Source organism: Streptomyces sp. NPDC002138, from assembly GCF_040296485.1.
Taxonomy (GTDB): domain Bacteria; phylum Actinomycetota; class Actinomycetes; order Streptomycetales; family Streptomycetaceae; genus Streptomyces.
This window is the reverse complement of sequence record NZ_JBEOXE010000095.1, coordinates 1-24,523: the sequence shown is the minus strand read 5'-3', so window position 1 is coordinate 24,523 and position 24,523 is coordinate 1. Positions and strand designations below refer to the sequence as shown.

19 protein-coding genes are annotated in these 24,523 nt (G+C 73.4%); 6 read left to right on the top strand and 13 right to left on the bottom strand.

Features of this window, described 5'->3' with window-relative positions:
• Window positions 1-468: 468 nt before the first annotated feature.
• Window positions 469-1,476: a stage II sporulation protein M gene (locus tag ABT084_RS35070; protein ID WP_351053021.1), complete on the bottom strand. Its 1,008-nt coding sequence runs from the start codon at window positions 1,474-1,476 to the stop codon at window positions 469-471.
• Between the two features lie 103 nt (window positions 1,477-1,579).
• On the opposite strand from ABT084_RS35070, the gene ABT084_RS35065 reads away from it, so the two are divergent.
• On the top strand, window positions 1,580-2,494 hold the full coding sequence (locus tag ABT084_RS35065) for an RDD family protein (protein ID WP_351053019.1): 915 nt from the start codon (window positions 1,580-1,582) through the stop codon (window positions 2,492-2,494).
• Window positions 2,495-2,497: 3 nt separating this feature from the next.
• Here ABT084_RS35065 and ABT084_RS35060 read toward each other — a convergent pair whose 3' ends face one another.
• Together ABT084_RS35060 and ahcY are read right to left on the bottom strand one after the other, a co-directional pair.
• Entirely contained in the window at window positions 2,498-3,169 is a 672-nt protein-coding gene (locus ABT084_RS35060) for a hypothetical protein (RefSeq protein WP_351053016.1), read from the bottom strand.
• A gap of 121 nt (window positions 3,170-3,290) precedes the next feature.
• Window positions 3,291-4,742: an adenosylhomocysteinase gene (gene ahcY, locus ABT084_RS35055; protein WP_351053013.1), complete on the bottom strand. Its 1,452-nt coding sequence runs from the start codon at window positions 4,740-4,742 to the stop codon at window positions 3,291-3,293.
• 331 nt (window positions 4,743-5,073) lie between these two features.
• Between ahcY and ABT084_RS35050 the strand changes: the two genes are divergently transcribed.
• Entirely contained in the window at window positions 5,074-7,161 is a 2,088-nt protein-coding gene (locus tag ABT084_RS35050) for a fructose-specific PTS transporter subunit EIIC (protein WP_351053011.1), read from the top strand.
• 403 nt (window positions 7,162-7,564) lie between these two features.
• Here ABT084_RS35050 and ABT084_RS35045 read toward each other — a convergent pair whose 3' ends face one another.
• The 6 genes from ABT084_RS35045 to ABT084_RS35020 all read right to left on the bottom strand — a co-directional run bounded on the left by ABT084_RS35045 (window position 7,565) and on the right by ABT084_RS35020 (window position 13,210).
• On the bottom strand, window positions 7,565-8,530 hold the full coding sequence (locus ABT084_RS35045; protein ID WP_351053008.1) for a cation diffusion facilitator family transporter: 966 nt from the start codon (window positions 8,528-8,530) through the stop codon (window positions 7,565-7,567).
• A gap of 93 nt (window positions 8,531-8,623) precedes the next feature.
• Window positions 8,624-9,787 (bottom strand): mannose-6-phosphate isomerase, class I, encoded by a 1,164-nt coding sequence (gene manA, locus ABT084_RS35040; protein ID WP_351053006.1) that lies wholly within the window; start codon window positions 9,785-9,787, stop codon window positions 8,624-8,626.
• Between the two features lie 46 nt (window positions 9,788-9,833).
• A complete protein-coding gene (locus tag ABT084_RS35035) occupies window positions 9,834-10,967 on the bottom strand; it encodes an SIS domain-containing protein (protein ID WP_351053005.1) in 1,134 nt (377 codons plus the stop codon).
• 88 nt (window positions 10,968-11,055) lie between these two features.
• The gene (locus tag ABT084_RS35030) at window positions 11,056-11,241 is read right to left on the bottom strand and encodes a Trm112 family protein (protein WP_351053003.1); all 186 of its coding nucleotides are present in this window, start codon (window positions 11,239-11,241) and stop codon (window positions 11,056-11,058) included.
• An 86-nt stretch (window positions 11,242-11,327) separates the two neighbouring features.
• Window positions 11,328-12,695 (bottom strand): phosphomannomutase/phosphoglucomutase, encoded by a 1,368-nt coding sequence (locus ABT084_RS35025; protein WP_351053000.1) that lies wholly within the window; start codon window positions 12,693-12,695, stop codon window positions 11,328-11,330.
• 98 nt (window positions 12,696-12,793) lie between these two features.
• Entirely contained in the window at window positions 12,794-13,210 is a 417-nt protein-coding gene (locus tag ABT084_RS35020) for a DUF3499 domain-containing protein (RefSeq protein ID WP_351052998.1), read from the bottom strand.
• A 138-nt stretch (window positions 13,211-13,348) separates the two neighbouring features.
• Here ABT084_RS35020 and ABT084_RS35015 point away from each other — a divergent pair, with 138 nt between their 5' ends.
• The gene (locus ABT084_RS35015; protein WP_351053027.1) at window positions 13,349-13,822 is read left to right on the top strand and encodes a metallopeptidase family protein; all 474 of its coding nucleotides are present in this window, start codon (window positions 13,349-13,351) and stop codon (window positions 13,820-13,822) included.
• 72 nt (window positions 13,823-13,894) lie between these two features.
• Here ABT084_RS35015 and ABT084_RS35010 read toward each other — a convergent pair whose 3' ends face one another.
• The 3 genes from ABT084_RS35010 to ABT084_RS35000 all read right to left on the bottom strand — a co-directional run bounded on the left by ABT084_RS35010 (window position 13,895) and on the right by ABT084_RS35000 (window position 19,576).
• On the bottom strand, window positions 13,895-15,403 hold the full coding sequence (locus ABT084_RS35010) for a DUF5719 family protein (protein WP_351052996.1): 1,509 nt from the start codon (window positions 15,401-15,403) through the stop codon (window positions 13,895-13,897).
• Window positions 15,400-19,086 (bottom strand): glycosyltransferase family 2 protein, encoded by a 3,687-nt coding sequence (locus ABT084_RS35005; RefSeq protein WP_351052994.1) that lies wholly within the window; start codon window positions 19,084-19,086, stop codon window positions 15,400-15,402. The genes ABT084_RS35010 and ABT084_RS35005 overlap by 4 nt, the downstream gene beginning before the upstream one ends.
• Before the next feature lie 226 nt (window positions 19,087-19,312).
• Window positions 19,313-19,576, bottom strand: coding sequence for a WhiB family transcriptional regulator (locus ABT084_RS35000; RefSeq protein ID WP_003983763.1), 264 nt, complete (start codon window positions 19,574-19,576; stop codon window positions 19,313-19,315).
• Window positions 19,577-20,241: 665 nt separating this feature from the next.
• Between ABT084_RS35000 and ABT084_RS34995 the strand changes: the two genes are divergently transcribed.
• From ABT084_RS34995 to ABT084_RS34985, 3 genes are read left to right on the top strand one after another with little or no spacing between them, the layout of a single operon-like run.
• The gene (locus ABT084_RS34995; protein WP_351052991.1) at window positions 20,242-20,820 is read left to right on the top strand and encodes a cysteine dioxygenase; all 579 of its coding nucleotides are present in this window, start codon (window positions 20,242-20,244) and stop codon (window positions 20,818-20,820) included.
• Between the two features lie 13 nt (window positions 20,821-20,833).
• The gene (gene cofD / locus ABT084_RS34990; RefSeq protein ID WP_351052989.1) at window positions 20,834-21,793 is read left to right on the top strand and encodes a 2-phospho-L-lactate transferase; all 960 of its coding nucleotides are present in this window, start codon (window positions 20,834-20,836) and stop codon (window positions 21,791-21,793) included.
• A complete protein-coding gene (locus ABT084_RS34985) occupies window positions 21,790-23,091 on the top strand; it encodes a coenzyme F420-0:L-glutamate ligase (RefSeq protein ID WP_351052986.1) in 1,302 nt (433 codons plus the stop codon). Before cofD ends, ABT084_RS34985 begins: the two co-directional genes overlap by 4 nt.
• 77 nt (window positions 23,092-23,168) lie before the next feature.
• Here the strand turns inward: ABT084_RS34985 and ABT084_RS34980 are convergent, their stop codons facing one another.
• Window positions 23,169-24,071: a DNA-3-methyladenine glycosylase family protein gene (locus ABT084_RS34980; protein WP_351053024.1), complete on the bottom strand. Its 903-nt coding sequence runs from the start codon at window positions 24,069-24,071 to the stop codon at window positions 23,169-23,171.
• Window positions 24,072-24,523: the final 452 nt, after the last annotated feature.

The window sequence follows — 24,523 nt, the reverse complement described above, 5'->3', positions numbered from 1 at the left end:
TCATCCACCGAAGTGGACGGGGTATCAACTTCTGGCGTTGATTTTTGGCACGCTGTTGAGTTCTCAAGGAACGGACGCTTCCTTTGTACTCACCCGCAGTATCACTACTGGGGCTTTCCTCCGGGCTTCGTTCTTCGTTTCCGACTCTATCAGACTCTTTCGTGTCCGATTCCCGGTCGAAGCGGGTTTCGCTTTCCAGGTTTTCGCTTTCGCGTTTCCCTTTCCGGCGGTTCCGACTCTATCAGAAGTTTCCCACCGGTTTTCCCGGCGTTCACATCCCGAAAAGGAGTTGGCTGTGCCCCGAACAGAGAAATTGAATTCCTTGGGGGGCGAGAAAGACTTTAAACCATCGCTGCCGAACTTGTCCAGTTCGAGGCAACCGTTCGAATCTACCTCCCCGCGGCCGCCGTGTCAACGGCGTTTGCGGGACGACGAGGAGACTAGCAGCTCAGCTGCCCGGTCCGCACATCAGGCGGCGGTCGGGAGGGTCGCGCTCTGGTCGGCCGCTTCGACGTCGCCGACCTCGCCCGCGCGGGCGGCGCGGCCGCCGAGGACGTAGACGTACGTCAGGAACAGCGCCTCCACCACGACACCGATGCCGATGCGGGCCCAGGTGGGCAGGCCGGAGGGGGTGACGAAGCCTTCGATCGTGCCCGCGACGAAGAGGACCACGGCCAGGCCGATGGCCATGCCGAGGGCCGAGCGGCCCTGTTCGGCGAGGGCTTCGCGGCGGGTGCGCGGACCCGGGTCGATGACCGTCCAGCCCAGGCGCAGGCCCGTACCGGCGGCGACGAACACCGCCGTCAGTTCGAGCAGACCGTGCGGAAGGATCAGGCCGAGGAAGACGTCGAGACGGCCGGCCGAGGACATCAGGCCGATGCCGATCCCGAGGTTGAGCATGTTCTGGAAGAGGATCCACAGCACCGGGATGCCGAGGAAGGCGCCGAAGACCAGGCAGATCGCGACGGCCTGCGCGTTGTTCGTCCAGACCTGGGCGGCGAACGAGGCCGCGGGGTGGCTGGAGTAGTACGTCTCGTACTGGCCCCCCGGCCGGGTCATCTCCCGCAGCTCCCCGGGCGCTCCGATCGAGGCCTGGACCTCGGGGTGGGCGGCTATCCACCAGCCGATCAGCGCGGCCAGCGCGGTCGAGAGCACCGCGGTCGGTATCCACCAACGGCGGCTGCGGTAGACCGCGGCCGGGAAACCGGCGGTGAAGAAGCGGGCCGCGTCGCGCCAGCCGGCCCGGCGGGCACCGGTCACCGTCGCGCGGGCGCGGGCGACGAGCTGGGTGAGCCGGCCCGTCAGCATCGGGTCGGGCGCGCTCGACTGGATCAGCGAGAGGTGGGTCGAGGTGCGCTGGTAGAGCGCGACGAGTTCGTCGGCCTCGGCTCCGGTGAGGTGGCGGCCGCGGCGCAGGAGCACCTCCAGGCGGTCCCACTCCGCGCGGTGTGCGGCCACGAACACATCGAGATCCATCCGGTAACCGCTCCCCTGCCCCAGGTTCCCTACTCCTACTGTGGTCAGCTTGGCAGACTTGATGAACAAGGGGCGGGGCAGGTCACGTGAAGGGTGTGCGTCGGTGAGCGATCTGGTGACGGGGGACGCGGTCGTCCTGGGGCTGAGGCCCGCACGGCTGCCGAGCAGGGGGTTGGCGTTCGCCCTCGACCTGGTCGTGTATTTCGTCGGCTACCAAGTGATCAACATAGGCATGATCTTCGCCGTTGCCTCCCTGGACACGGCGGCCATGGCCGCGGTCATGGTGGCGAGCTTCCTGCTGTTCATGATCGGCACACCGATCGCGGTGGAGACGCTGAGCCACGGGCGCTCGCTCGGGAAGCTCGCGTGCGGGCTGCGCGTGGTGCGCGACGACGGCGGGCCGATCCGGTTCCGGCACGCGCTGGTGCGCGGCGCGATGGGCGCGGTGGAACTGCTGGGCACCTTCGGGATCGTGGCCTGCATCGCCTCGCTGGTGTCCGAGCGGGGGCGGCGCCTCGGGGACGTCTTCGCGGGGACCCTCGTGGTCCGAGAGCGGGTGCCGGGGGCCCGGGTGGTACCGGTGCCGCCGCCCCCGCCGGGGCTGGCCGGGCGGTTCACCGGGCTGGACCTGTCGGGGGTGCCGGACGGGCTGTGGCTGGCGATCCGCCAGTACCTGACCCGGATGGGACAGCTGGACCCGCAGGTGGGCGCGCAGATGGCGGTCCGGCTGGCCGACGACCTGGTGGCCCGTACGGGGACGCCCCCACCGCCCGGGGTGCCGGCCGCGGCGTACCTGGCGGCCGTGGTCCACGAGCGGCAGTCGCGCGACGCGGCGCGGGCCTTCCGGGCCGCGCCCCAGCCGTACGCCGCGCCCGCGCCTTCGTACGCGCAGCAGCCGTACGTCCCTCCGCTGCCCATGGCACCCGTGGCACCCGTGGCACCCGTGCCGGCCGTGGCACCTGTGGCGCCCGTGGCTCCGGAGAAGCCGCGGTCCGGCGGGTTCGCGCCGCCCGCGTAGGGCTCAGTACTGGTCCCGGTCCCGGTCCTGGTCCCGGTCCCGGTCCTCGTCCTGGTCGCGCTCCGGGAAGACCGAGGGCGGGGTCTCGAGGTGTTCGAGTTCGATGCCGGGGGCGGAGAGGACGACGTCCCCGGCCAGGTGGACCGTGTGCACCTCGCCCGTGTCGAGGGCGCTGATCCGGTAGGTGTCCACCAGCAGCGGGCCGCTGTCGGTGGCGTGCTCCGCGCGCTCCGTCAGCTGCCAGGCCTGGTCGACCGTACGGGGCGCGAGCACCGGGTCGGTGAGGGCCACCAGCCGGATCCGGGTCGCGGGAGCGCCGGGCGCGAGGTGCAGCAGGCGGGCCGTGGAGACCAGGAAGGCCGGCGAGGTGCCGGTGAAGCCGGAGGCGCGGACGTTTCCCTCGGTGGCCTCGCTGCCGGTGGGGTCGGTACGGACCCAGGTGACCCCGTCGATCGCGGCGCCGCGCACCTGCCAGCTCGACGCGTTCAGCTCCATCCGGATCGGGCGGCCCAGCTCGTCGACGGCCAGGTCGACGGAGCCCCGGTGGCCGCCGTCCGGGGCGGTGAGCTGGGAGACGTAACGCCAGCCCGAGGGCCCGGGGGCGCAGTGGAAGTGCTCCTCGCCGAGCGGGGTGTGGTCGTGCGTGTCGTGGAGCGAGTAGCGGCCGCGCGGCATGGCTCAACCTTCGGGTACGGGTTCGGGTATGGCGTGGGGACGGGGCAGGCCCCCGGCATCGCTGCCGGGGGCCTGCCTGACGTGCCTGACGTGCGGTGGTGCCGCGCCGGATCCGGTGGGATCAGTAGCGGTAGTGGTCCGGCTTGTACGGGCCCTCGACCGGGACGCCGATGTAGGCGGCCTGCTCCGGACGCAGGGTCGTGAGCTTGACGCCGAGGGCGTCGAGGTGGAGGCGCGCGACCTTCTCGTCCAGGTGCTTGGGGAGGACGTAGACGTCGGTCGGGTACTCGGACTGCTTCGTGAACAGCTCGATCTGGGCCAGGGTCTGGTCCGCGAAGGAGTTGGACATCACGAAGGACGGGTGCCCGGTCGCGTTGCCGAGGTTCAGCAGGCGGCCCTCGGAGAGGACGATGAGGACCTTGCCGTCGGGGAACTTCCAGGTGTGGACCTGGGGCTTGACCTCGTCCTTGACGATGCCGTCGATCTTCGCGAGACCGGCCATGTCGATCTCGTTGTCGAAGTGACCGATGTTGCCCACGATGGCCTGGTGCTTCATCTTGGCCATGTCGGCGGCCATGATGATGTCCTTGTTGCCGGTCGTGGTGATGAAGATGTCGGCCGTCTCGACGACATCGTCGAGGGTGGCGACCTGGTAGCCGTCCATCGCCGCCTGCAGGGCGCAGATCGGGTCGATCTCGGTGATGATGACGCGCGCGCCCTGGCCGCGGAGCGACTCGGCGCAGCCCTTGCCGACGTCGCCGTAGCCGAAGACGACCGCGACCTTGCCGCCGATGAGGACGTCGGTGGCGCGGTTGATGCCGTCGATCAGGGAGTGGCGGCAGCCGTACTTGTTGTCGAACTTCGACTTGGTGACGGCGTCGTTCACGTTGATCGCCGGGAAGAGCAGGGTGCCCTCCGACATCATTTCGTACAGGCGGTGCACACCGGTGGTGGTCTCCTCGGTGACGCCGCGGATCTCGGACGCGAGCTGCGTCCACTTCTGCGGGTTCTCGCCGAGGGTGCGGTTCAGCAGCGTGAGGATGTGGGCGTACTCCTCGGAGTCCGCCGTCGACGGGTCCGGGGCCGCGCCGGCCTTCTCGAACTCGACGCCCTTGTGGACGAGGAGGGTGGCGTCACCCCCGTCGTCGAGGATCATGTTCGGGCCGCCGGTGGGGGTGTTCGGCCAGGTCAGCGCCTGCTCGGTGCACCACCAGTACTCCTCCAGCGTCTCGCCCTTCCAGGCGAAGACGGGGACGCCGGCCGGGGCCTCGGGGGTACCGGTCGGGCCGACCGCGATGGCGGCGGCCGCGTGGTCCTGGGTGGAGAAGATGTTGCAGGAGGCCCAGCGGACGTCGGCGCCGAGCGCGACGAGGGTCTCGATGAGCACGGCGGTCTGGACCGTCATGTGCAGGGAGCCGGTGACGCGGGCGCCCGCGAGCGGCTGGGCGGCCGCGTACTCGGCGCGGATCGACATCAGACCGGGCATCTCGTGCTCGGCGAGGGTGATCTCCTTGCGGCCGAAGGCGGCGAGGGAGAGGTCGGCGACCTTGAAGTCGGTGAAGTCGGCGGTCATGCGGGCTGCTCCTCGGGGTCGAGAGGTGGGTACGGCTGAGCCGTGCACCGGGTGAACGGCGCACTGAGCACAGTCCGTCGGAGGCCCTCTCTCCCCACGGCCGGTCACGAGGACCGCCCGACCGCCATCAGCGGCGACGCCTGACACTGATGACGAATCTACACCGATCGGCCGAGCGTGCCCCAGTGGGCCGGGGATCTGGTCGTATCCCGTCTTCGGGTCTTCCGCCGGGCCGGTTCAGGGCCTTTTGGACTTTTGATGCGCCCCCCGAACGGGGGAGGATGCCGGTGGATCGGAACGTACGCGCGATCCACGGCGTGAGGAGATACCAGTGACCAGTCCGGCAAGCCCTTCAGGCGATGGGGGTGCGAGCGGCCGCGGGGGCAAGCGCCCGAAGCTGCTCGCCGTGACCGCCTGCCCCACCGGGATCGCGCACACCTACATGGCGGCGGAGAAGCTCCAGCAGGCGGCCGAGCGCCTCGGCGTCGACATGAAGGTGGAGACGCAGGGCTCCATCGGGGCCGAGAACGTGCTCTCTGACAACGATGTCAGTCAGGCGGACGGGATCATCATCGCCGCCGACAAGGAGGTGGACCGCGAGCGGTTCGTCGGCAAGCGGGTCCTCTCGGTCGGCGTCGCGGACGGCATCCACAAGCCGGAGGAACTGATCGAGCGGGTGCGGAGCGCGCCGGTACAGGAAGGCACGGCGGCCGCGGCCGGTTCGGGCGGGGGCGGCAAGGAGCGCAGCCTGGCCTACAAGGCGCTGATGAACGGCGTCTCGTACATGATCCCGTTCGTGGTGGTCGGCGGGCTGCTGATCGCCATCGCGCTGGCCCTGGGCGGTCACGCCACCGAGACGGGCTACGCGGTCACCCCGGGCACCTTCTGGGACCACATCTTCCAGATCGGCGTCCTCGGCTTCACCCTGATGATCCCGATCCTGTCCGGGTACATCGCCTATGCCATCGGCGACCGGCCCGCACTGGTGCCGGGCATGATCGGCGGCTTCATCGCGAACACCGGGTCGCTGTACCACTCCAAGGCGGGCGCGGGCTTCATCGGCGCCATCGTGACGGGCTTCCTGGCCGGTTTCCTGGTGCTGTGGATCAAGAAGGTCAAGGTCCCCAAGGTCGTCCAGCCGATCATGCCGATCATCGTGATCCCGATCATCGCGACGACGGCGCTCGGCCTGTTCTTCATCTACGTCATCGGCAAGCCCATCTCCTGGGTGTTCGAGAACCTGACCAGCTGGCTGTCCGGGATGACCGGGACCAGCGCGATCCTGCTCGGCGCGCTGCTCGGCCTGATGATCGCCTTCGACATGGGCGGTCCGGTCAACAAGACCGCCTTCCTCTTCGGTACGGGCCTGATCGCGTCCGGCAACTACGCGGTCATGGGCATGTGCGCGGCGGCCATTCCGGTCATGCCGCTCGGCCAGGGCCTGGCGACGGTGCTGCGCCGCAAGCTGTACTCCGACCAGGAGCGGGACACCGGTATGGCGGCCCTGTTCATGGGCATGTTCGGCATCTCGGAGGGCGCGATCCCCTTCGCGGCGGCCCGCCCGGCCATCGTCATCCCGGCGAACATGCTCGGCGGCGCGGTCGCCGGTGCCATCGCGGGCGTGGCGGGTGTCGGCGACCACGTGCCGCACGGCGGTCCGGTGGTCGCCGCGCTCGGCGCGATCAGCGGCTGGGCCTGGTTCCTGATCGCGATCGCGGCGGGCACGGTGGTCACGGCGCTCACGACGAACGCGCTCATCGAGCTGAGGGAGCGCAAGCAGAACGGGGCCGCGGTGGTGGCCGGCGGCGGTGCGCCCGCGCCCGCGCCCGTGCTCGTGGGCGTCGGCTCGGGCGCGGGGGCGGGAGCCGGTGCGGGGGCCGGGACAGCGGTACGGGCCTCCCAGGCGGCCCCGGTCGCCGCCGCGGCCTCCCCCGTCGCCTCCCCCGCGGGCGACGCGGAGGGCGAGGTGCTGTCCGGGTACCTGACCGGCCGGACGGTCAAGACCGAGCTGGCCGCGGACGGCAAGGAGGCCGCGATCCGCGAGATGGCGGCGATGCTGGCCACCACCGGCAACGTCCGGGACACCGAGGAGCTGGTGCGCGTCGCGCTGGCCCGTGAGGCGCAGGGCACCACGGGGCTCGGCGAGTCGATCGCCATCCCGCACGCCAAGACGGACGCGGTCAGCCGCCCCACCGTCGGCTTCGCGCGCTCCGCCGAGGGCATCGAGTGGGGCGCCCTGGACGGTACGAAGGCGAAGCTGGTCTTCATGATCTCGGTGCCGGAGGCCGCGGCGGGCGATGAGCACCTGCGGATCCTGGCGCTGCTCTCGCGCAAGCTGATGGACTCCGACTTCCGCGCCCGCCTCCAGTCGGCGCCGGACGAGGCGGCCATCCTGGACGTGCTGCGCGAGATCCGGTAGCCGCGCGTTGCCTCCCCGGGCCCCGTACCGCCATCTCGGCGGCACGGGGCCCGGGCGTGTCCCAGACCTGCCTTTTGCCTCCGGCGGGCCCTCAAACGCCGGGCGGGCTGGTTGCGCGCCCCCGGGCCCACCCCCGGCGGGAACCCGCCGGACGGCCTGCCTCCGGCAGGCCCTCAAACGCCGGGCGGGCTGGTTTTCGCCTCCGGGACACACCCCGCAAGCGCAGCCCTCCGCAGGATCGGTTGCCTCCGGCGGGCCCTCAAACGCCGGGCGGGCTGGATGTGCGCTCCCGGGGCACACCCGCAAGCGCAGCCCTCCGCAGGATCCGTTGCCTCCGGCGGGCCCTCAAACGCCGGGCGGGCTGTTGTGCGCCCCCGGGGGCGCCGGGACGTCTCCGGGGCCGTCAGTGGCCGTTGCCGCCCGGGGTCGCGGCCGGGTTGGCGCCCTTGGCCGCCGTCTCCGCGTTGTAGATGTCGGGCTCCAGGTAGATCACCCGGGCGATCGGGACCGCCGTGCGGATCCGCTCCTCGGCCGCGTTGATGGCGGCCGCGACCTCGGTGGCGGTCTCGTCGTGCCGTACGGCGATCTTCGCCGCGACCAGGAGTTCCTCCGGGCCGAGGTGGAGCGTACGCATGTGGATGACGCGGGTCACGGTGTCCCCGTCGACGAGCGCGGCCTTGATCTGCTCGACCTGCTCGGTGCCGGCGGCCTCGCCCAGCAGCAGGGACTTGGTCTCGGCGGCCAGGATGATGGCGATGGCGATGAGCAGGACGCCGATGCACAGGGTGCCGATGCCGTCCCAGACGCCGTCGCCGGTGGCCAGCGCGATGCCGACGCCGCCGAGGGCGAGGACCAGGCCGATCAGCGCGCCGAAGTCCTCCAGGAGCACGACGGGCAGCTCGGGTGCCTTGGCCCGCCTGATGAACTGGCCCCACGACAGCGAGCCGCGGATCTCGTTCGACTCCTTGATCGCGGTGCGGAAGGAGAAGGACTCGGCGACGATCGCGAAGACCAGGACGCCGACCGGCCAGTACCAGTGCTCGATGGCGTGCGGTTCCTTGATCTTCTCCACGCCCTCGTAGATGGCGAACATGCCACCGACGGTGAAGAGCACGATGGAGACGAGGAAGGCGTAGATGTACCGCTCGCGGCCGTAACCGAAGGGGTGTTGCGGTGTCGCCTCGCGCTGGGCCTTCTTCCCGCCGAGGAGCAGCAGCCCCTGGTTTCCGGAGTCCGCCAGCGAGTGGACGCTTTCCGCGAGCATCGACGAGGAACCGCTGAAGAGGAAAGCCACGAACTTGGCTACAGCGATGGCGAGATTGGCGGCGAGTGCCGCCACGATCGCCTTGGTACCGCCCGACGCGCTCATGGTGTGGTGACTTCCCTTCCTCGGTACGGCGGCCCTGGCCGGGGCGCCGTGCTACGGCCGCACATTGTTGCAGCGATCGGTACGGACGGTACGTCAGAGCACCACCGTGGCACGGAAGACCGTACCGGTACCGGACAAGGCGGTCTTTTCGCCCGCCGGGACGAAGACCGATTCGCCCGGGGCCAGGGTCAGTTCACCCACCCGTGGGGCGCCCGCGGTGCACAGCAGGATCTGCGGGGCGGTGTCCGGGAGGGCGCGGGCGGCGCCGCCGGGGGCGAGGGCGAAGCGGGAGAGCCGGAACTCGTCGATGGGGGCCGCGTAGACCTCCTCGCCGTCACCGTCGTCCTCGGGGCGCAGCACGCCCGGGTCGCGGGGCTCGAAGCGGACGACCTCGAGCAGCTCGGGTACGTCGACGTGCTTGGGGGTGAGTCCGGCGCGCAGCACGTTGTCGGAGTTGGCGAGGAGCTCCACGCCGAGGCCGTCGAGGTAGGCGTGCGGGACGCCGGCGCCGAGGAACACGGCCTCGCCCGGCTGGAGTTGGAAGTGGTTGAGCAGCATGGCCGCGATCACGCCCGGGTCGCCGGGGAAGTCGTGGACCAGCGCGGCGTACGGCTTGTACGGGCCGCCCAGGCGTTCGGCGGCGACCGCGGCCTCGGTCACCGTACGGGCCATCTCGGCGCGGTCCGCGGTCAGGACGGCGGTGAGCACCTCGCGCAGCGCGGCCTCCTGGGGGTGGGCGCGCAGCAGGTCGACGTACGGCTTGAGGCTGTCCACCTCCAGGCCCGCGAGCAGTTCGGCGGCCTCCAGCGGCGGGCGGAAGCCGCACAGCCCGTCGAAGGGGGTGAGGGCGCAGAGCATCTCGGGCTTGTGGTTGGGGTCCTTGTAGTTGCGCTGTCCCGCGTCGATGGGGACGCCCCGGCGTTCCTCGTCGGCGAAGCCCTTCCGCGCCTGCGCCAGGTCGGGGTGGACCTGGAGGGAGAGCGGGGCTCCGGCCGCCAGGAGCTTGAGCAGGAAGGGCAGCCGCGGGCCGAACTTGGCGACGGTGGCGGCGCCCAGCTCGCGCTCGGGGTCGGCGTCGATGACCGCGGACAGGGTCGTCTCGCCCGCGCCCCGGTCGAGCCGCGAGGGGGCGCTCGGGTGGGCGCCCATCCACATCTCGGCCTGCGGCTCGCCGGTGGGCTCGATGCCGAGCAGCGCCGGAATGGCGGTGGCCGAGCCCCAGGCGTAGGGGCGGATCGTGTTCGTGAGGCGGTCCATCGGTCTTCGTCTTCCTGGGTGGTGGGCGGGGCACAGGTGCGTGCCCTCAGGTACGTCCCCTTGTGGCCAGCGCGAGGTACGCGGTGGCGAAGTCCGTGACCGCCAGGAGTTCGGCGAGCTGTTCGAGGTCGCCGCCCTCCTCGGGTTCGATCTCGCTGATGGCCGTGTCGTGGCTGTGGGCGAGTTCGCGTGCGGCGGGCGCGGCGGTGAGTCCGCCTGCGGGCCGGTCACGCAGCAGGACGACCCGGGCGTGCAGAGCCTGCGGCTCCTCGACCCGGTCACGGAAGAAATCGTCGGGATCGGCGCCCGCGGCGAGGGCCCCCGCGAGCAGGGTCCCGTGGGCGGGCAGCGCCTCGGGCAGCTCGGCGGCCAGCGCGGGCCGGCCCGCCAGCTCGGCGAGGGTGGCGGCGAAGCGGCGGCCGGCCGGGGCCGCGCCGGGGCCCTCGGTCCAGATCAGCGCGAGGGAGTCGGCGAGCTCGGAGGCGAGGGTCTTGGCCGGGTTGCCGTACGTCGTGATGGCCGGCCCGCAGCGCTCGGCGGTGCGGTCGAGGCGGTCGGCGACCAGTTGGAGGGTGGCGGGAGCGGCGGTGACCAGGCCGAGCTTGTCGAGGAGGACGAGCAGCGGGGTCAGCAGGGCCCACAGGGCGCCCGGTCCGGCCGCGGCGCTCTCGTCGTACTCCTGGTACGGGGCCTTGGCCATCGGTACGAAGAGCCCGTGCGCGCCGAGGACGGCCTCGCTGAGCGGCGAGCGCTCAGGGGCCACGGCGACGAGGGTGCAGCCGCGCCGGTAGGCCTGCTCCACGAGGACTTCGAGGCCGGGCTCGGTGCCGTCGGTGGTGGTGAGGAGCAGCAGGTCCACGGGTCCGGCCCAGCCGGGCAGGGTCCAGCGCATGGCTCCGGCGGCCGGGGCCACGCCCACGGGGTGCAGCCGGGTCACCGGGGCCACGGCGCCCGCGAGGGCGGAGATCAGGTCGGCGACCCCGGTGGCGGCCGTGCCGGGGCCCGCGACCATGACGGCGCGGGGCCGTCCTTCGGGGCGCAGGTCGCCCAGCCCGGCCTCGGCCGCGTGCCGGACCGCGGTGCGGACCCGGGCTCCGGCGTCGGCGGCGCCGCGGAGCAGGCCGCTGCGGTCGGCGCGGGCCAGCTCCTCGGGTGCGTCGAGGAGCGAGTCGTCCAGCATGGCGGCCTCCGGTCGTCGTCAGGGGCGTTGCGGGCCCAACGTAGCGCCCGGAGGGGACCCGGGGCCCGTATACCCCGATCAGTGCGGCCTAGGCGGGGCGGCGGGCCTCGTCGACGAGGAGGACGGGGATGCCGTCGCGCACGGGGTACGCGAGGCCGCAGTCCTGGCCGGTGCAGATCAGCTCGGGTGCGTCCGCGTCGGCCGACTCGTCCCGCAGGGGGGCGTGACAGGCGGGGCAGGCGAGGATCTCCAGAAGACCGGCTTCGAGCGGCATGGGGGCGTCCCTTCGAACATGCGGATTGGCCAGGTCAGCGTACCGCCGGGCCGCGACGCGCGCGGCCCGGCGGGGGTGGAGCGGGGTCAGGCGCGGATGAGCGCCAGCACCTCGTCGCGCACCTTGTGCAGGGTCGCGGTGTCGCGGGCCTCCACGTTCAGGCGCAGCAGCGGTTCGGTGTTGGAGGGGCGCAGGTTGAACCACCAGTCCGCGCCGGTCACGGTGAGGCCGTCCAGCTCGTCGGTGCCGATGCCTTCCTGGCCGGCGTACACCGCCTTGACGGCCGCCATCCGGCCGGCCTGGTCGGCGACGGTGGAGTTGATCTCGCCGGAGCCCTGGTAGCGGTCGTAGGCGGCGACGAGCCCGGAGAGCGGGCCGTCCTGGCCGCCGAGGGCCGCGAGGACGTGGAGCGCGGCGAGCATGCCGGTGTCCGCGTTCCAGAAGTCCTTGAAGTAGTAGTGCGCCGAGTGCTCGCCGCCGAAGATGGCGCCGGACTTGGCCATCTCCTCCTTGATGAAGGAGTGGCCGACGCGGGTGCGGACGGGGGTGCCGCCGTTCTCGCGGACGACCTCGGGGACGGACCAGGAGGTGATCAGGTTGTGGATCACGACGCCGCTGCCGCCGTTGCGGGCCAGCTCGCGGGCCGCGACGAGGGCGGTGATCGCGGACGGCGAGACGCCCTGGCCGCGCTCGTCGACGACGAAGCAGCGGTCGGCGTCGCCGTCGAAGGCGAGACCGAGGTCGGCGCCCTCGGCCAGCACACGGGCCTGGAGGTCGACGATGTTCTTCGGGTCGAGGGGGTTGGCCTCGTGGTTGGGGAAGGTCCCGTCCAGTTCGAAGTACATCGGTACGAGCTCCAGCGGGAGCCCGTCGAAGACGGTCGGGACGGTGTGGCCGCCCATGCCGTTGCCCGCGTCGACGACGACCTTCAGGGGGCGGATCGCGGTGAGGTCGACCAGGCCCTTGAGGTGGGCGGCGTACCCGGGGAGGCTGTCGTGCTCGGTGATGGTGCCGGCGGCGACGGGGGCGGTCTCGGGAGCGCCCTCGTCGGACCACTTCTCGACCAGTTCGCGGATCTGCGCGAGCCCGGTGTCCTGGCCGACGGGGGCGGCGCCCGCCCGGCACATCTTGATGCCGTTGTACTGGGCCGGGTTGTGCGAGGCGGTGAACATGGCGCCGGGCAGGTCGAGCAGGCCCGAGGCGTAGTACAGCTGGTCCGTGGAGCACAGGCCGATCAGGGTGACGTCGACCCCGCGGGCCGCGGCGCCGCGCGCGAAGGCGCTCGACAGGCCGGGCGAGGAGGGGCGCATGTCGTGGCCGATGACGATCGCCGAGGCGTTCGTGACCTCGACGAACGCCGCGCCGAACAGCTCCGCCAAACGCTCGTCCCACTCGTCCGGGACGACGCCTCGGACGTCGTACGCCTTGACGATGTTCGAAAGATCAGCAGCCACTGCCTGCCCTCCTGAGGGTTCTGTACGGGGCACCAAACCTACCCTGCACACCGGGCGTCTCTTCCGACGATCGGATGAAGCCCGGGGGTCGGGACCGGTCAGGACTCCGGGGAGCGCAGCACCCGCAGGTGGCCGCGCCGGGTCGGACCGTTCGCCTGCCCGGGGGTGGCGGAACCATTCGCTCCGCCGAGGCTCTGGGGGCCCGCGCCCTGGCCGCCGCCGGTCCGGTCCGCGCGCTCGTGCGGGCGGGCCGCCTCGCGGACGGCGTTGGCGAGGGCTTCGAGGTCGTCCCCGGTGGGGCGGGAGGGCGCGCAGCCGTCCGACAGCCGTACGACGTCCCAGCCGCGGGGCGCGGTGAGGCGCTCCGAGTGCTCGGCGCACAGGTCGTAGCAGTGGGGTTCGGCGTAGGTGGCGAGCGGGCCGAGGACTGCGGTCGAATCGGCGTAGACGTACGTCAGTGTCGCGACGGCAGGGCGGCCGCACGCGGTGCGAGAACAGCGACGTACAAGGCTCACGACGTTGGACGGTACCGCACTCTTGACCGGGCCGCGACGACTCCCCCGCGGCCGGGTGCCGTGTCGCCGTCCGAACCGGGCCGGGGGCCGTTGCGGGCGGGCCCCCGGCCCGGCGGTGAGGGCTACCCTGCGAGGGTGATGGACACCCCTCTGACTCCCCCTGCCGATGGACCGCCCCAGGAACCGCGGACGCGAAGGCGTGACCGCCACGGACGGGGGATGCGCGGACCGCTCGCCCCGCCGCAGGTGCCGCTGTCCGCCAGCCGCGGGGAGCTGTTCGGGGATCTCGTACGGGATTCGGTCGAGCGCCTGGAGCGGCGCTGGCCGCAGCTGGCCGACGTGGAGTTCCTGGTGGGCGAGGTGCCCGCGCCGCCCGGCGGCCCGGACGGCGGCTGGAACGACGAGGCGGTGCCGCTGGGCGGGATGCACTCGCCGGAGGGCGGGCGGCCGGGGCGGATCGTGGTGTACCGGCGGCCCGTGGAGATCCGGACGAAGTCGCGGGACGAGCGGGCGATGCTCGTGCACGAGATCGTGGTGGAGCAGGTGGCCGAGCTGCTGGGGCTCACGCCGGAGACGGTGGATCCGCGGTACGGGCAGGACGGACCGGAATAGGCCACTCCCCCGGGCCTCGTGGAGGCCCGGGGGAGCCCGGTCAGCCGGTCAGCCGGTCAGCCGGTCAGCCGGTCAGCCGGTCAGGATCGAGAGGTCCTGGACGGCCTTGGGGACCGGGACCGTGCCGTGGTCGTCCGCGAAGGACTGGACCGTGAACATCGCGATCCCCTCGTGCGGCAGGGACAGGGTGCGCGACGCGTGGACCGGGCCGCCCGAGAGCGTCTCGACGGTCAGCGCGTACGAGCCCTTGCCGCCCGCCGGGGCCGGCGGCTGGGGGATCGCCAGGGTGGTGCCCGCCTTGACGGTGAACTCCTTGACGGCCGCCTCGCCGCCCTGGGTGCCCGGGGAGGCGGTGATCCGGACCTTGGCGTCCTTCGCGCCGGACGGCACGGTCAGCGACACGGTGGTCGATCCCGTGTCGGTGCGGTTGTCGGCGACGGTGGCGCGGGCGCCGACCGGGCCGGAGGCCGCGATGAAGCCGAGTTCCTGCTTGCTTCCGCTGCCGCGGACCACCCGGACCGCGGCCACCACCGGGACGGCCTTGTGGCCGCCGGAGGGCGTCAGGACGAGTGAACCGGCCTCGCCGCGGGTGACGTCCTTGAGGTCGACGCTCACCGACATGCCTCCCTTGACGTGCAGTTGTTCGCTGCCCGCCGGGGTGATCGAGCCGCCGGGTCCGGCGAGGCGCAGCGTGAGGTCGGCGTCCTCTTCGCCGGGCGCGTGGGCGACCAGCCGTACGGAGGTGGCGTCGGCCGGGATGCCGGGCAGCACGAGGGAGCCCGCCGGGTCGGTGGAGGCGGGCAGCCAGTCGGTGCCGACGCCGTCCTCGGCGACCTGGACCGAGGCGCCGACCCGGCCCGAACGGGTCGTCACCCGGGCGGTGACGTCGGCGAGTTGGGCGCTCGGCGCGAGGGTGGACAGCAGCACCGCGACGCTGGACTTCGGGCCGATCTTGATGTTCTCGCCGCTGCCCGCGTCGGTCTTCAGCGCGCCCTCGGGACCGAAGAGCTGGATGTCGACGACGGCGGGGGTGTCGTCCGCGTTCGTGAGGTGGACGTAGTCCTGGCGGCCCTTGGCGGTGCTCGTGCCGGGGAACCAGAACTCGGTGCCGGGGGCGGTGCAGGCGACCCCGAGCAGGCCGCGCGCCTGGCCGACGGCGACCTGGGTGGTCTGCTGGGCGGTCCAGCCGGGCGCGAGGACGCCGTCGGCGGTGCCGGTCAGGGCGGGGGCCTCGGCGCCGGTGGAGGTGGCGCCGACCGGGGTGCCGGGGGTCTTGGGTTCCAGGACCGGCTTGGCGTCCTTGGTGGCGCCGGTCAGCCGGGCGCTGCCCTTGGCGGGTGACCCCGCCTGCGACCCGGCCTTGCCCGGGGTGATCGTCGTATAGGTGGTGTCGGCGATGTCGGAGGTGCTGGGCGCCGGGCAGACCAGGGTGGAGCGTTCGACGGGGAGCCCGGCCGCGGACTGCTGCCGGGCCTTGGCGTCGGCCGCGGCCGGGGCGGCGGGCGCGGTGAGGGCCGCGATGCCGGTGACGGCGGCGAGGGCGGTGGTGACGGCCGCGAGGGCCAGGGGGGCGCGCTTCACTGCTGGGGGCTCCCGTCCGGGCGCTGGATGGGCTGTCCGTAGGCGTCGTACTGGGCGTACGGGTCGTACGGGTACGGCTGCTGCGGGGGCTGCTGGGGCGGGTACTGCTGCGCGTACGGGTCGTAGGGCTGCGCGGGCTGCTGGGGGTAGCCGTACTGCGGGTCCGGCTGCTGCTCGTAGCCGGGGGCATAGCCCTGATCGGCGTACGCCGGTTCCTGCTGGGCGTACTCCTGCGGGGCCTGCCCGCCGTACTCCTGGCCGCCGTACTCCTGGCCCTCCTGCGGCCCGGGGCGGTCCTGCGGGGCGTAATCCTGCGGGGCGTAGTCCTGCTGGGCCGGGATCTGCGCGTACGGGTCGGCGTCGGTCCCGGCCGCGGCGGGCTCCGCCGCGGGGGCGGCCTCGGCGCGCAGGCGGCGGGCGCGGCGGCCCTCGCCCGCTCCGTCCGGTCCCGGCTGGGACGGTACGGCGCTCTCCTCGTCCGGGAGGTCGTCGTCCAGGCTGCGGCGGCGGCCGGGCAGGGCCATGACGAGGAGCAGGACGGCGAGCGCGCCCTGGGTCCAGCGCCAGGCGGTGCCGGCGAGGGAGTCGGCGTGGACGAGGTCGAGGCGGCCGCCCGCGGCGGGGAGTTCGAAGCCCTGGGCCCAGCCGTCGACCGTCTTCCTCTTCAGCGGCTTGCCGTCGAGGGTGGCCTGCCAGCCGGGGTCGGCCCGGTCGGCGATGCGCAGGACGCGGCCGCCCTCGCCCGCCGCGATCCGGGTGTGGGCTTCGACGGGACCGGAGGCGACCGGGATGGGGGCCTCGCCCGGCTTGCCGGGAACGATCACGGCGCGGGCGACCTGACGGTCCACCCGCCACAGCGCGTCGCCGTCCAGCTGGCTGAGGCGGCTCAGGCCGGGGGTGGCGTCGAGGATCCGGTGGATCTGCCGCGGGGCGCCGTCGCGGACGAGGACGTAGCGGATGGCGAAGCCGCCGAGCTGGGCGCTCTGGTCGGCGCCGGAGCCCGCGACCAGGCTGGAGACCGCCTTGTCGAGGCGGGTGTCGCTGCCCGCCGCGGCGGCGAGCTCGGCGTCGCCGATGCGGCCGCCGGAGCCGCGTACGAGGGTGTAGTCGACCCGGGCGGGCGAGGCGCCGCCGAGGACGAGGGTGCGGGGCTGGTCGCGGGTGCCGCTCTCCTCGGCGACGAAGGCGGGCACCTGGACCGGGTCGCGGCGCTCCAGCGGGCCGTCGGCCCCGCCGAGCATCCAGCCGGCCGCGAGGAGCAGCGGGCCCGCGGCGGCGGCGAGGGCGACGAGCGCGGCGAGCGGCTGGCGCCAGCCGAAGCTGCGGGCGGCGACGCGTTCCTTGGCGCCGTCGGCGCCGATGGCGGCGGCCGCGAGCAGGGCCAGGCCGTACCCGAGGGTGAGCGGTCCGGCCCAGGCGGTGCGGTTGACCAGGACGGCGAGGAGCAGCGCGGTGAGCGCCGCGGCCCAGGCGGCGCCGACGGCGAAGCGGCGCTCCTCGCGCAGCAGGGCGGCCAGGGCGGCCACGACGACGCCGAGGAGCAGTACTCCGGCGGTGGCGCGGGGGCCGCCGGGGCTGATGCCGAGCAGGTCCAGGGCGGAGGCCGCGCCGGAGCCGTAGGGCAGGCCCGCCTCGCGCAGGAAGGCGGCGGGGTGGGTGAACAGGTTCAGCGACCAGGGGGCCAGGACCAGCAGCGGGACGGCGAGGGCGGCGGCCAGGCGGGGGGCGTACGTCTTCCACGCGGCCCGGCGCACGATCAGCGCGGCGAGCCCGAGGAGCGCGGCCGGCGGCCAGATCACCGGGGTGAAGGCGCTCGCCACGGTCAGCAGCAGGGCGAACGTCCACACCGAGCGCAGGCCGCCCTTGCCCCCGTCGGCGGCTGCGGAGCCGGCCAGCCCGCAGGCGGTGACGGCGGAGCGGGCGATGAGCGGCAGCAGGATGGCGAGGACGGCGGTGCCGAGGCGGCCGGTGGCCAGCGCTCCGGTGACGGCGGGCAGGAAGGCGTAGGCGATGGCGGCCCAGGCGCGCAGCAGCCGGGAGGAGACGAGCGGCCGGGAGGCGAAGTAGGCGGTGAGTCCGGCGAGCGGGACGGAGCAGACCAGCAGCAGGGTCAGCGCGGTCTGGGTGGAGCCGAACAGCAGGACGGCGAGCGCGCCGAGGACGGCGAGGTAGGGGGGCGCGCCCGCGGTGGAGCCGGTGCCGACGGCGTGCCAGTCGTCGGCGTAGCTCCGCCACAGGGCGAGGGCTCCGTCGGGGGCGGGCAGCAGCGCGCCGCCCATGAGGGAGCCGCCGGTGAGGAGGGCGCGGCAGGCGACGAGGGAGACGACGAGCAGCAGGGCGAAGAGGACGGGCGCGGGCTTGCGGGCGATCCGCCGCAGGCGCGCGAACTGTTCGATCTCCAGGAAGTCGGCGTCGTCGCCGCCGGGCCCGGATTCGACGGCGCCGCCGTGCCGGCCGGCTCCGCCGGAGGGTTCGCTGTCGCGGTCGGCGCCGAAGTACCCGGCGAGCTGTTCGACGTTGGCGCGCAGGGTGGCGCCGGGCGGGGGGAAGAGCGGGCGCAGTTCCTTGGCGGGGACGGCGGGGCGGCCGCGGCGTCGGCGGGCGCCGAGGATCCGGCCGGGGCGCAGCAGGGTGCCGAGCAGGCCGGTCACCTCGTCGACGGCCTGGCCGGGGGCCTTGCCGACGAGGTAGGCGAGGGTGCGCAGGGCGGTGCCGACGAGGATGCGGAGCAGGACGTACGGCAGGGCGCGGCCGGAGGAGTTGACGAGCACCGTGTAGACGGCGCCCGCCTTGTCGACGCGGTGCGGGCTGACCGCGGAGCGCCCGGCGCAGTCGACGGTGCGGCGCTCGCGGGCGGAGGCCTCGGCGTGGCGCAGTACGGCGTCGGGGGCGACGAGGACGGTATGGCCCGCGCTCTGGGCGCGCCAGCACAGGTCCACGTCGTCGCGCATCAGGGGCAGGCGGCGGTCGAAGCCGCCGAGGGCGTCGTAGACGTCGCGGCGCACCAGCATGCCCGCGGTGGAGACGGACAGCACCGGGCGGACCTGGTCGTGCTGGCCCTGGTCCTGTTCGCGGCGGTCCAGGCCGGTCCAGCGGCGGCCGCCGCGCGCGATGGTGACGCCGGCTTCGAGGAGCTGCTTGGCGTCGTACCAGCCGCGCAGCTTGGGGCCGATGACGGCGGCCTCGGGGTTCTCCTCGGCGACGCGCAGGAGTTCGGCGAGGGCGTCGGGTGCGGGGGCGCAGTCGTCGTGGAGCAGCCAGAGCCACTGGACGGGTTCGCCGTGCGGCAGGTCGGGCAGCTCGTAGTTCTCGTCCTGCCAGGTGCGGCTGACGGGGTCCCAGCCGCTGGGGCGCTTGAGGTAGGGCAGGTCCTCGGGGGTGAGGACGGGCGCCGCGGCGGCGGCCTCGTCGACGGCCGCGCCGAATCCGGTGCGGCGGGCCAGGTGCAGGACCCGGTCGTCACCGAAGGCTTCGGCGAGCAGGCGCGCGGAGTCGTCGGAGCTGCCGTTGTCGGCGGCGACGTGGAGCTGGGCGGGCCGTTCCTGGCCGAGCAGTCCGGAGAGCGTCTGAGGCAGCCAGCGGGCACCGTCGTGGGCGACGACGACCGCGGTGACGACGTGCCGGGGGAACTCGGGGATGGCGGCGCCCTGGTGGGAGGCCGTCGAGTGGCTGTGCAGGGACATCGCGGTACGGGCCCTCCGGCCGGGGGTCCGGGGGTGGTGTGCCCTCGGAGGCTGCTGGACAGCGCCCCACACTAACGGCTGGGAACACGACGGTCCGCCTCCTGCGGGGAAGGTGCGGGAGGCGGACCGTTTGCTCTGTTGCTCAGGGGGTGCGGTGTGCGTCTCGCCCCGGTGCGGCGTGCCGGTTCGGGTGCCGGTGCGCGTGCGTCGGGACGTATCGGCGCAATCAGACCGCGGCCTTTTTCAGCCGGCGGCGCTCGCGCTCGGACAGTCCGCCCCAGATACCGAATCGCTCGTCGTTGGCGAGGGCGTACTCGAGGCATTCGGAGCGGACCTCACAGGCGAGGCAGACCTTCTTGGCCTCGCGGGTGGAGCCGCCCTTCTCGGGAAAGAAGGATTCGGGGTCGGTCTGGGCGCACAGTGCGCGCTCCTGCCAGCCGAGCTCCTCGTCCGCCTCCTCGACCAGCAGTTCCTGAAACAGCTCGGTCATGTGCGCCCCTCGCTCTGTTTTCGCGTCCCCGTGGTGTTGCCGTCACCGATCGCTACGGAACGACACGAGTGAAATTACAAGGAGGGGCTCCTGTGCAGTCAAGCCGAGATCTGCTATTGGGCCCCTTATTCACTCTGCGGAACCAAGCGTATGCAGAAAGTGTTCATATCGCCAAAAACCATGACACATGCCACAGGCCCGGTCGGATGGTGACCGGATGTGGCCTACGTTCAAGATCGACGCGCCATTTCCGGTCGGGGTTGCAGTCCTGTCACGGAAGCGGCACAGATCACATTCCGGTCACGAGGTGACGAGGTCCAGGGTCCCGCCCTGGCGCCCGGGGGTGTGGTTGCAGCGCCACCTGCCCGGAGTCGGAGTGCACAAACCTTTCTCCACACGGCACAACCGGATGAGGTGAAACTTTTCCCTCAAACCGGACATTGGGTTGACAGTCGCCCCCACGAACCGGTCTCCTTGTTGCCATGTCAGCGCCCGCAGCCGCCACCCGGACCCCCATTCGTGGGTTCCTGTGCGCTGCCCAGGTTCGCTGTTGCTGTTGCAGCTGTTGATGCCCCCGGAGCTCCGGCTCCCCCGAGCACCGGCTTCGCACCCCCAGCAACCGACCGCGCGACCGCGCCACTGACATCCGCCGAGGTACCTCCGCAATGAACGCGACGCACACCCAGACCCCCCCGTCGGGCAAGACCCCCCAGTCGGCCCAGAGCGACCTCCAGATCGCGGGCGACATCCTCTCCGTCCAGCACCTCCTGCGGCCCGCCCGCGAGCACCCGGCCACCGTCGCCGAGTTCGCCGGGCTCGCCCGCTCGATCGCCGGGGACCGCTCCCAGTGGGAACACCTCGTCGAGTACGACGCCGCCTCCCGCTGGTACCACCGGCTGCGCACCGGCCCCGGCTACGAAGTGTGGCTGCTCAGCTGGGTCCCCGGCCAGGGCAGCGGCACCCACGACCACGGCCCGTCCTCCGGCGTGCTCACCGTCCTGGAGGGCGAGCTCACCGAGCACACCGCCCGCGGGCCGCGCACCCTCGCCGCGGGCAGCCAGCGGGTCTTCGCCCCCGGCTACGCCCACGAGGTGGTCAACGACTCCCTCGACGGCGCGATCAGCCTGCACGTGTACTTCCCGGGCCTGACCGAGATGCCGATGCACGACGACGCCCGGGACGCGGGCCGGCATAACGCGGCTCACTCCTGCTCCCCGGCCCGTCAGAGCGCCGTATCCGCCTGACACACTGCGCAGCATGCGCATTGTTGTACTGGCCGGCGGCATCGGCGGCGCCCGTTTCCTGCGGGGCCTCAGGTCGGCGGAGCCCGACGCGGACATCACGGTCATCGGCAACACCGGTGACGACATTCACCTGTTCGGGCTCAAGGTGTGCCCCGACTTGGACACGGTGATGTACACCCTCGGCGGTGGCATCAACGAGGACCAGGGCTGGGGCCGCACCGACGAGTCCTTCAAGGTCAAGGAGGAACTCGCGGCCTACGGGGTCGGACCGGACTGGTTCGGCCTCGGCGACCGCGACTTCGCGACCCACATCGTGCGGACCCAGATGCTCGCCGCGGGCTACCCGCTGAGCGCCGTCACCGAGGCGCTGTGCGACCGCTGGCAGCCCGGCGTGCGGCTGCTGCCGATGTCCGACGACCGGGTCGAGACCCACGTCGCGGTCACCGACGCGGTCACCGGCGAGCGGAAGGTCATCCACTTCCAGGAGTACTGGGTCCGGCTGCGGGCATCGGTGGACGCGGAGGCCGTCGTACCGGTCGGGGCCGAGCAGGCCAAGCCCGCGCCCGGCGTCCTGGAGGCCATCGCGGCCGCCGACATCATCATCTTCCCGCCGTCCAACCCGGTCGTCTCCATCGGCACCATCCTCTCCGTCCCCGGGATCCGCGAGGCCGTGGCCGCCGCGGGGGCCCCCGTGGTCGGGCTCTCCCCCATCGTCGGGGGCGCTCCCGTGCGCGGGATGGCCGACAAGGTGCTGGCCGCGGTCGGCGTCGAGTCCTCGGCCGCCGCGGTCGCCCTGCACTACGGCACCGGTCTGCTGGACGGCTGGCTCGTGGACACCTCCGACGCGGCGGCGACCGCCGAGGTCGAGGCCGCCGGGATCACCTGCCGCGCGGTGCCGCTGATGATGACCGACCTCGCCGCCACCGCGGCGATGGCGCGGGCGGCGTTGGACCTGGCGGAGGCCTCCCGGTGAGCGTGGACGTCCCGTCGTACGAGGTACGGGCGGTCGGCGGACTCCCGGAAATCCGGCCCGGTGACGACCTGGCGAAGCTGATCGCGGGCGCCGCCCCGGAGCTGCGCGACGGGGACGTCCTGCTCGTCACCTCGAAGATCGTCTCCAAGGCGGAGGGCCGGATCGTCGCCGCGGACTCCCGCGAGGAGGCGATCGACGCCGAGACGGTACGGGTGGTCGCGCGCCGCGGTCCGCTGCGCATCGTCGAGAACCGGCAGGGCCTGGTCATGGCCGCCGCCGGGGTCGACGCCTCCAACACGGCCGCGGGCACGGTCCTGCTGCTGCCCCTCGACCCGGACGCCTCGGCGCGCGCGATCCGCGAGGGGCTGCGGACGGCCCTGTCGGTGGACGTCGGCGTCATCGTGACCGACACCTTCGGGCGACCCTGGCGCACCGGGCTGACGGACGTCGCGATCGGCGCCGCCGGGGTCCGCGTCCTGGACGACCTGCGCGGCGGCGCCGACGCCCACGGCAATCCGCTCAGCGCGACCATAGTGGCCACCGCCGACGAGCTGGCCGCGGCCGGCGACCTGGTCAAGGGCAAGGCGACCGGGCTGCCGGTGGCCGTCGTGCGCGGCCTGGGCCACCTGGTGGCCGAGGGCGGCTCGGCGCGCGAGCTGGTGCGCTCCCCCGCCGACGACATGTTCCGGCTCGGGACCTCCGAGGCGGTACGGGAAGCGGTGCACGGGCGCCGGACGGTGCGGGAGTTCACCGCCGACCCGGTCGACCCCGGCGCCGTACGCCGTGCCGTCGCGGCGGCCGTCACCGCGCCCGCGCCGCACCACACGACGCCGTGGCGGTTCGTCCTGCTGGAGTCGGCCTCGGCTCGGCTGGAACTGCTGGACGCGATGCGGGACGCGTGGATCGCGGACCTGCGGCGGGACGGCAAGTCCGCGGAGTCGATCGCGAAGCGGGTGCGGCGCGGGGACGTGCTGCGCGCGGCGCCGTACCTGGTGGTGCCGTGCCTGGTGACGGACGGCGCGCACGACTACGGGCACGCCCGGCGGGACGCGGCCGAGCGGGAGATGTTCGTGGTCGCGATGGGCGCGGGCGTGCAGAACTTCCTGGTCGCGCTGGCCGGGGAACGGCTCGGCTCGGCGTGGGTGTCCTCGACGATGTTCTGCCGGGACGTGGTGCGCGAGGTGCTGGCGCTGCCGGACGACTGGGACCCGATGGGCGCCGTGGCCGTCGGCCACGCGGCCGGGGCTCCGCGGGAGCGGGCGGCGCGGGTGGCGGAGGAGTTCATCGAGGTGCGGTGAGCCCTGCCTGGGGATGGGTGCCGGTGGGGTGCCGGTGGGGTGCCGTCCGTGGGTGCTGCCTGTGGGGTGGCGCCCGGTCAGAACGTGGCGATGTCGTTGCGGTACATCCGGGGGGCGCGGCGGGGCGGGGTGCGGCCGGCCAGCAGGATCAGGCGGGCGGCGCGGTGGCGCTGGCCCGCGCCCTGGTCGGCGTACGGGGCCAGGAGCTCCAGCATCACGGCGTCGTCGGCCCCGCGGTCGCCGGTGAGGGCGTAACCGATGATGCCCGGCAGGTGCAGGTCGCCGGTGGTGACGGCGTCGGGGGCGCCGTTGCTGCGCTGGAGGGTTTCGGCGGAGGTCCACGGGCCGATGCCGGGGACGGCCTCCAGGCGGGCGGCGGCGGCCGGGAGGTCCATCGCGGCGGCCTCCTCCAGGCGGGGCGCGAGGCGGGCCGCCCGGATGATGGTGGCCGAGCGCTTCGCGTCCACGCCCGCCCGGTGCCAGTCCCAGGACGGGATCAGGGCCCAGGTGCGGGCATCGGGCACCACGTACAGGTCCGGGTGCGGTCCGGGGGCGCGCTCGCCGTGCCGGGTGACCAGGCGGCGCCAGGAGCGGTAGGCCTCGTCGCTGGTGACCTTCTGCTCCAGGACCGTGGGGACCAGGGCCTGCAGGACCAGCCCGGTCCGGGTCAGGCGCAGGCCGGGGCGGCTGCGGTGGCTCGTGTGCACGAGGCGGTGGCGGGGGACGAAGACGGCGGGGTCGTCGTCGGCGCCGAGCAGGGCGGGGAGCTGGGCGAGGGCCCAGTCCGTGCCGGGGCCCCAGGCGGTGCCGGTGATGGTGGCGGCCGTCTTGGTCACGCGGAGCGTGGCGGGGCCGGTGGGGGTGCGGATGCCGAGCCAGACGGAGCCGTCGGGGGTCGTCCGGAAGGTGGGGTCGCCGGGCCCCCGCCGCAGCGGCCCCAACGTCAGCCCGAGGTCGACACCCCCCTCCACCACGCACACCCGCTCCCGGCCCTGCCCATGCCCGGGCCCGTGCCCGGGCTGGGCGGCGCCGGTGGGGCCGGGCCGGGTGGCGCTGGGGCCGGGCCGGGTGGCGCTGGGGCCGGAACGGGTGGCGCTGAGGCCGGGCCGGGCTGCCCCCTTGGCCGGGGCCGGGGCCGCATCCGCAGGCCCGGGCTGGGCTGCCCCCTTGGCCGGGGCCGGGGCCGCATCCGCAGGCCCGGGCTGGGCGGGATCCTGGGAGTCGGGGCCCTGGGGGCGCGGGACGTCGGTGCGCGGGACGTCGGTGCGGCCGCCGCGGATCGCGGAGCGGGTGAGGGGATCGAAGCGGCCGGCCATGGCTCGAGCGTAGCCCTGCGGGGCTAGGGGGTGTCTGATGGATCTCCGTGGGGAAGGAGCGGCGTCCGGTGCGTGCTCTCGGTGTGCCGGCCGGAAGCCCGCGTACTGGACGTACT

What these genes read in the sequence shown, in the direction of transcription:
- ABT084_RS35005 (WP_351052994.1), bottom strand. Translation starts at nt 19,086, where the DNA reads ATGTCCCTGCACAGCCACTCGACGGCCTCCCACCAGGGCGCCGCCATC.
- ABT084_RS35015 (WP_351053027.1), top strand. Translation starts at nt 13,349, where the DNA reads ATGGACACCCCTCTGACTCCCCCTGCCGATGGACCGCCCCAGGAACCG.
- ABT084_RS35030 (WP_351053003.1), bottom strand. Translation starts at nt 11,241, where the DNA reads ATGCCGCTCGAAGCCGGTCTTCTGGAGATCCTCGCCTGCCCCGCCTGT.
- cofD (WP_351052989.1), top strand. Translation starts at nt 20,834, where the DNA reads ATGCGCATTGTTGTACTGGCCGGCGGCATCGGCGGCGCCCGTTTCCTG.
- ABT084_RS35060 (WP_351053016.1), bottom strand. Translation starts at nt 3,169, where the DNA reads ATGCCGCGCGGCCGCTACTCGCTCCACGACACGCACGACCACACCCCG.
- ABT084_RS35035 (WP_351053005.1), bottom strand. Translation starts at nt 10,967, where the DNA reads ATGCTGGACGACTCGCTCCTCGACGCACCCGAGGAGCTGGCCCGCGCC.
- ABT084_RS35045 (WP_351053008.1), bottom strand. Translation starts at nt 8,530, where the DNA reads ATGAGCGCGTCGGGCGGTACCAAGGCGATCGTGGCGGCACTCGCCGCC.
- ahcY (WP_351053013.1), bottom strand. Translation starts at nt 4,742, where the DNA reads ATGACCGCCGACTTCACCGACTTCAAGGTCGCCGACCTCTCCCTCGCC.
- manA (WP_351053006.1), bottom strand. Translation starts at nt 9,787, where the DNA reads ATGGACCGCCTCACGAACACGATCCGCCCCTACGCCTGGGGCTCGGCC.
- ABT084_RS35000 (WP_003983763.1), bottom strand. Translation starts at nt 19,576, where the DNA reads ATGACCGAGCTGTTTCAGGAACTGCTGGTCGAGGAGGCGGACGAGGAG.
- ABT084_RS35070 (WP_351053021.1), bottom strand. Translation starts at nt 1,476, where the DNA reads ATGGATCTCGATGTGTTCGTGGCCGCACACCGCGCGGAGTGGGACCGC.
- ABT084_RS34995 (WP_351052991.1), top strand. Translation starts at nt 20,242, where the DNA reads ATGAACGCGACGCACACCCAGACCCCCCCGTCGGGCAAGACCCCCCAG.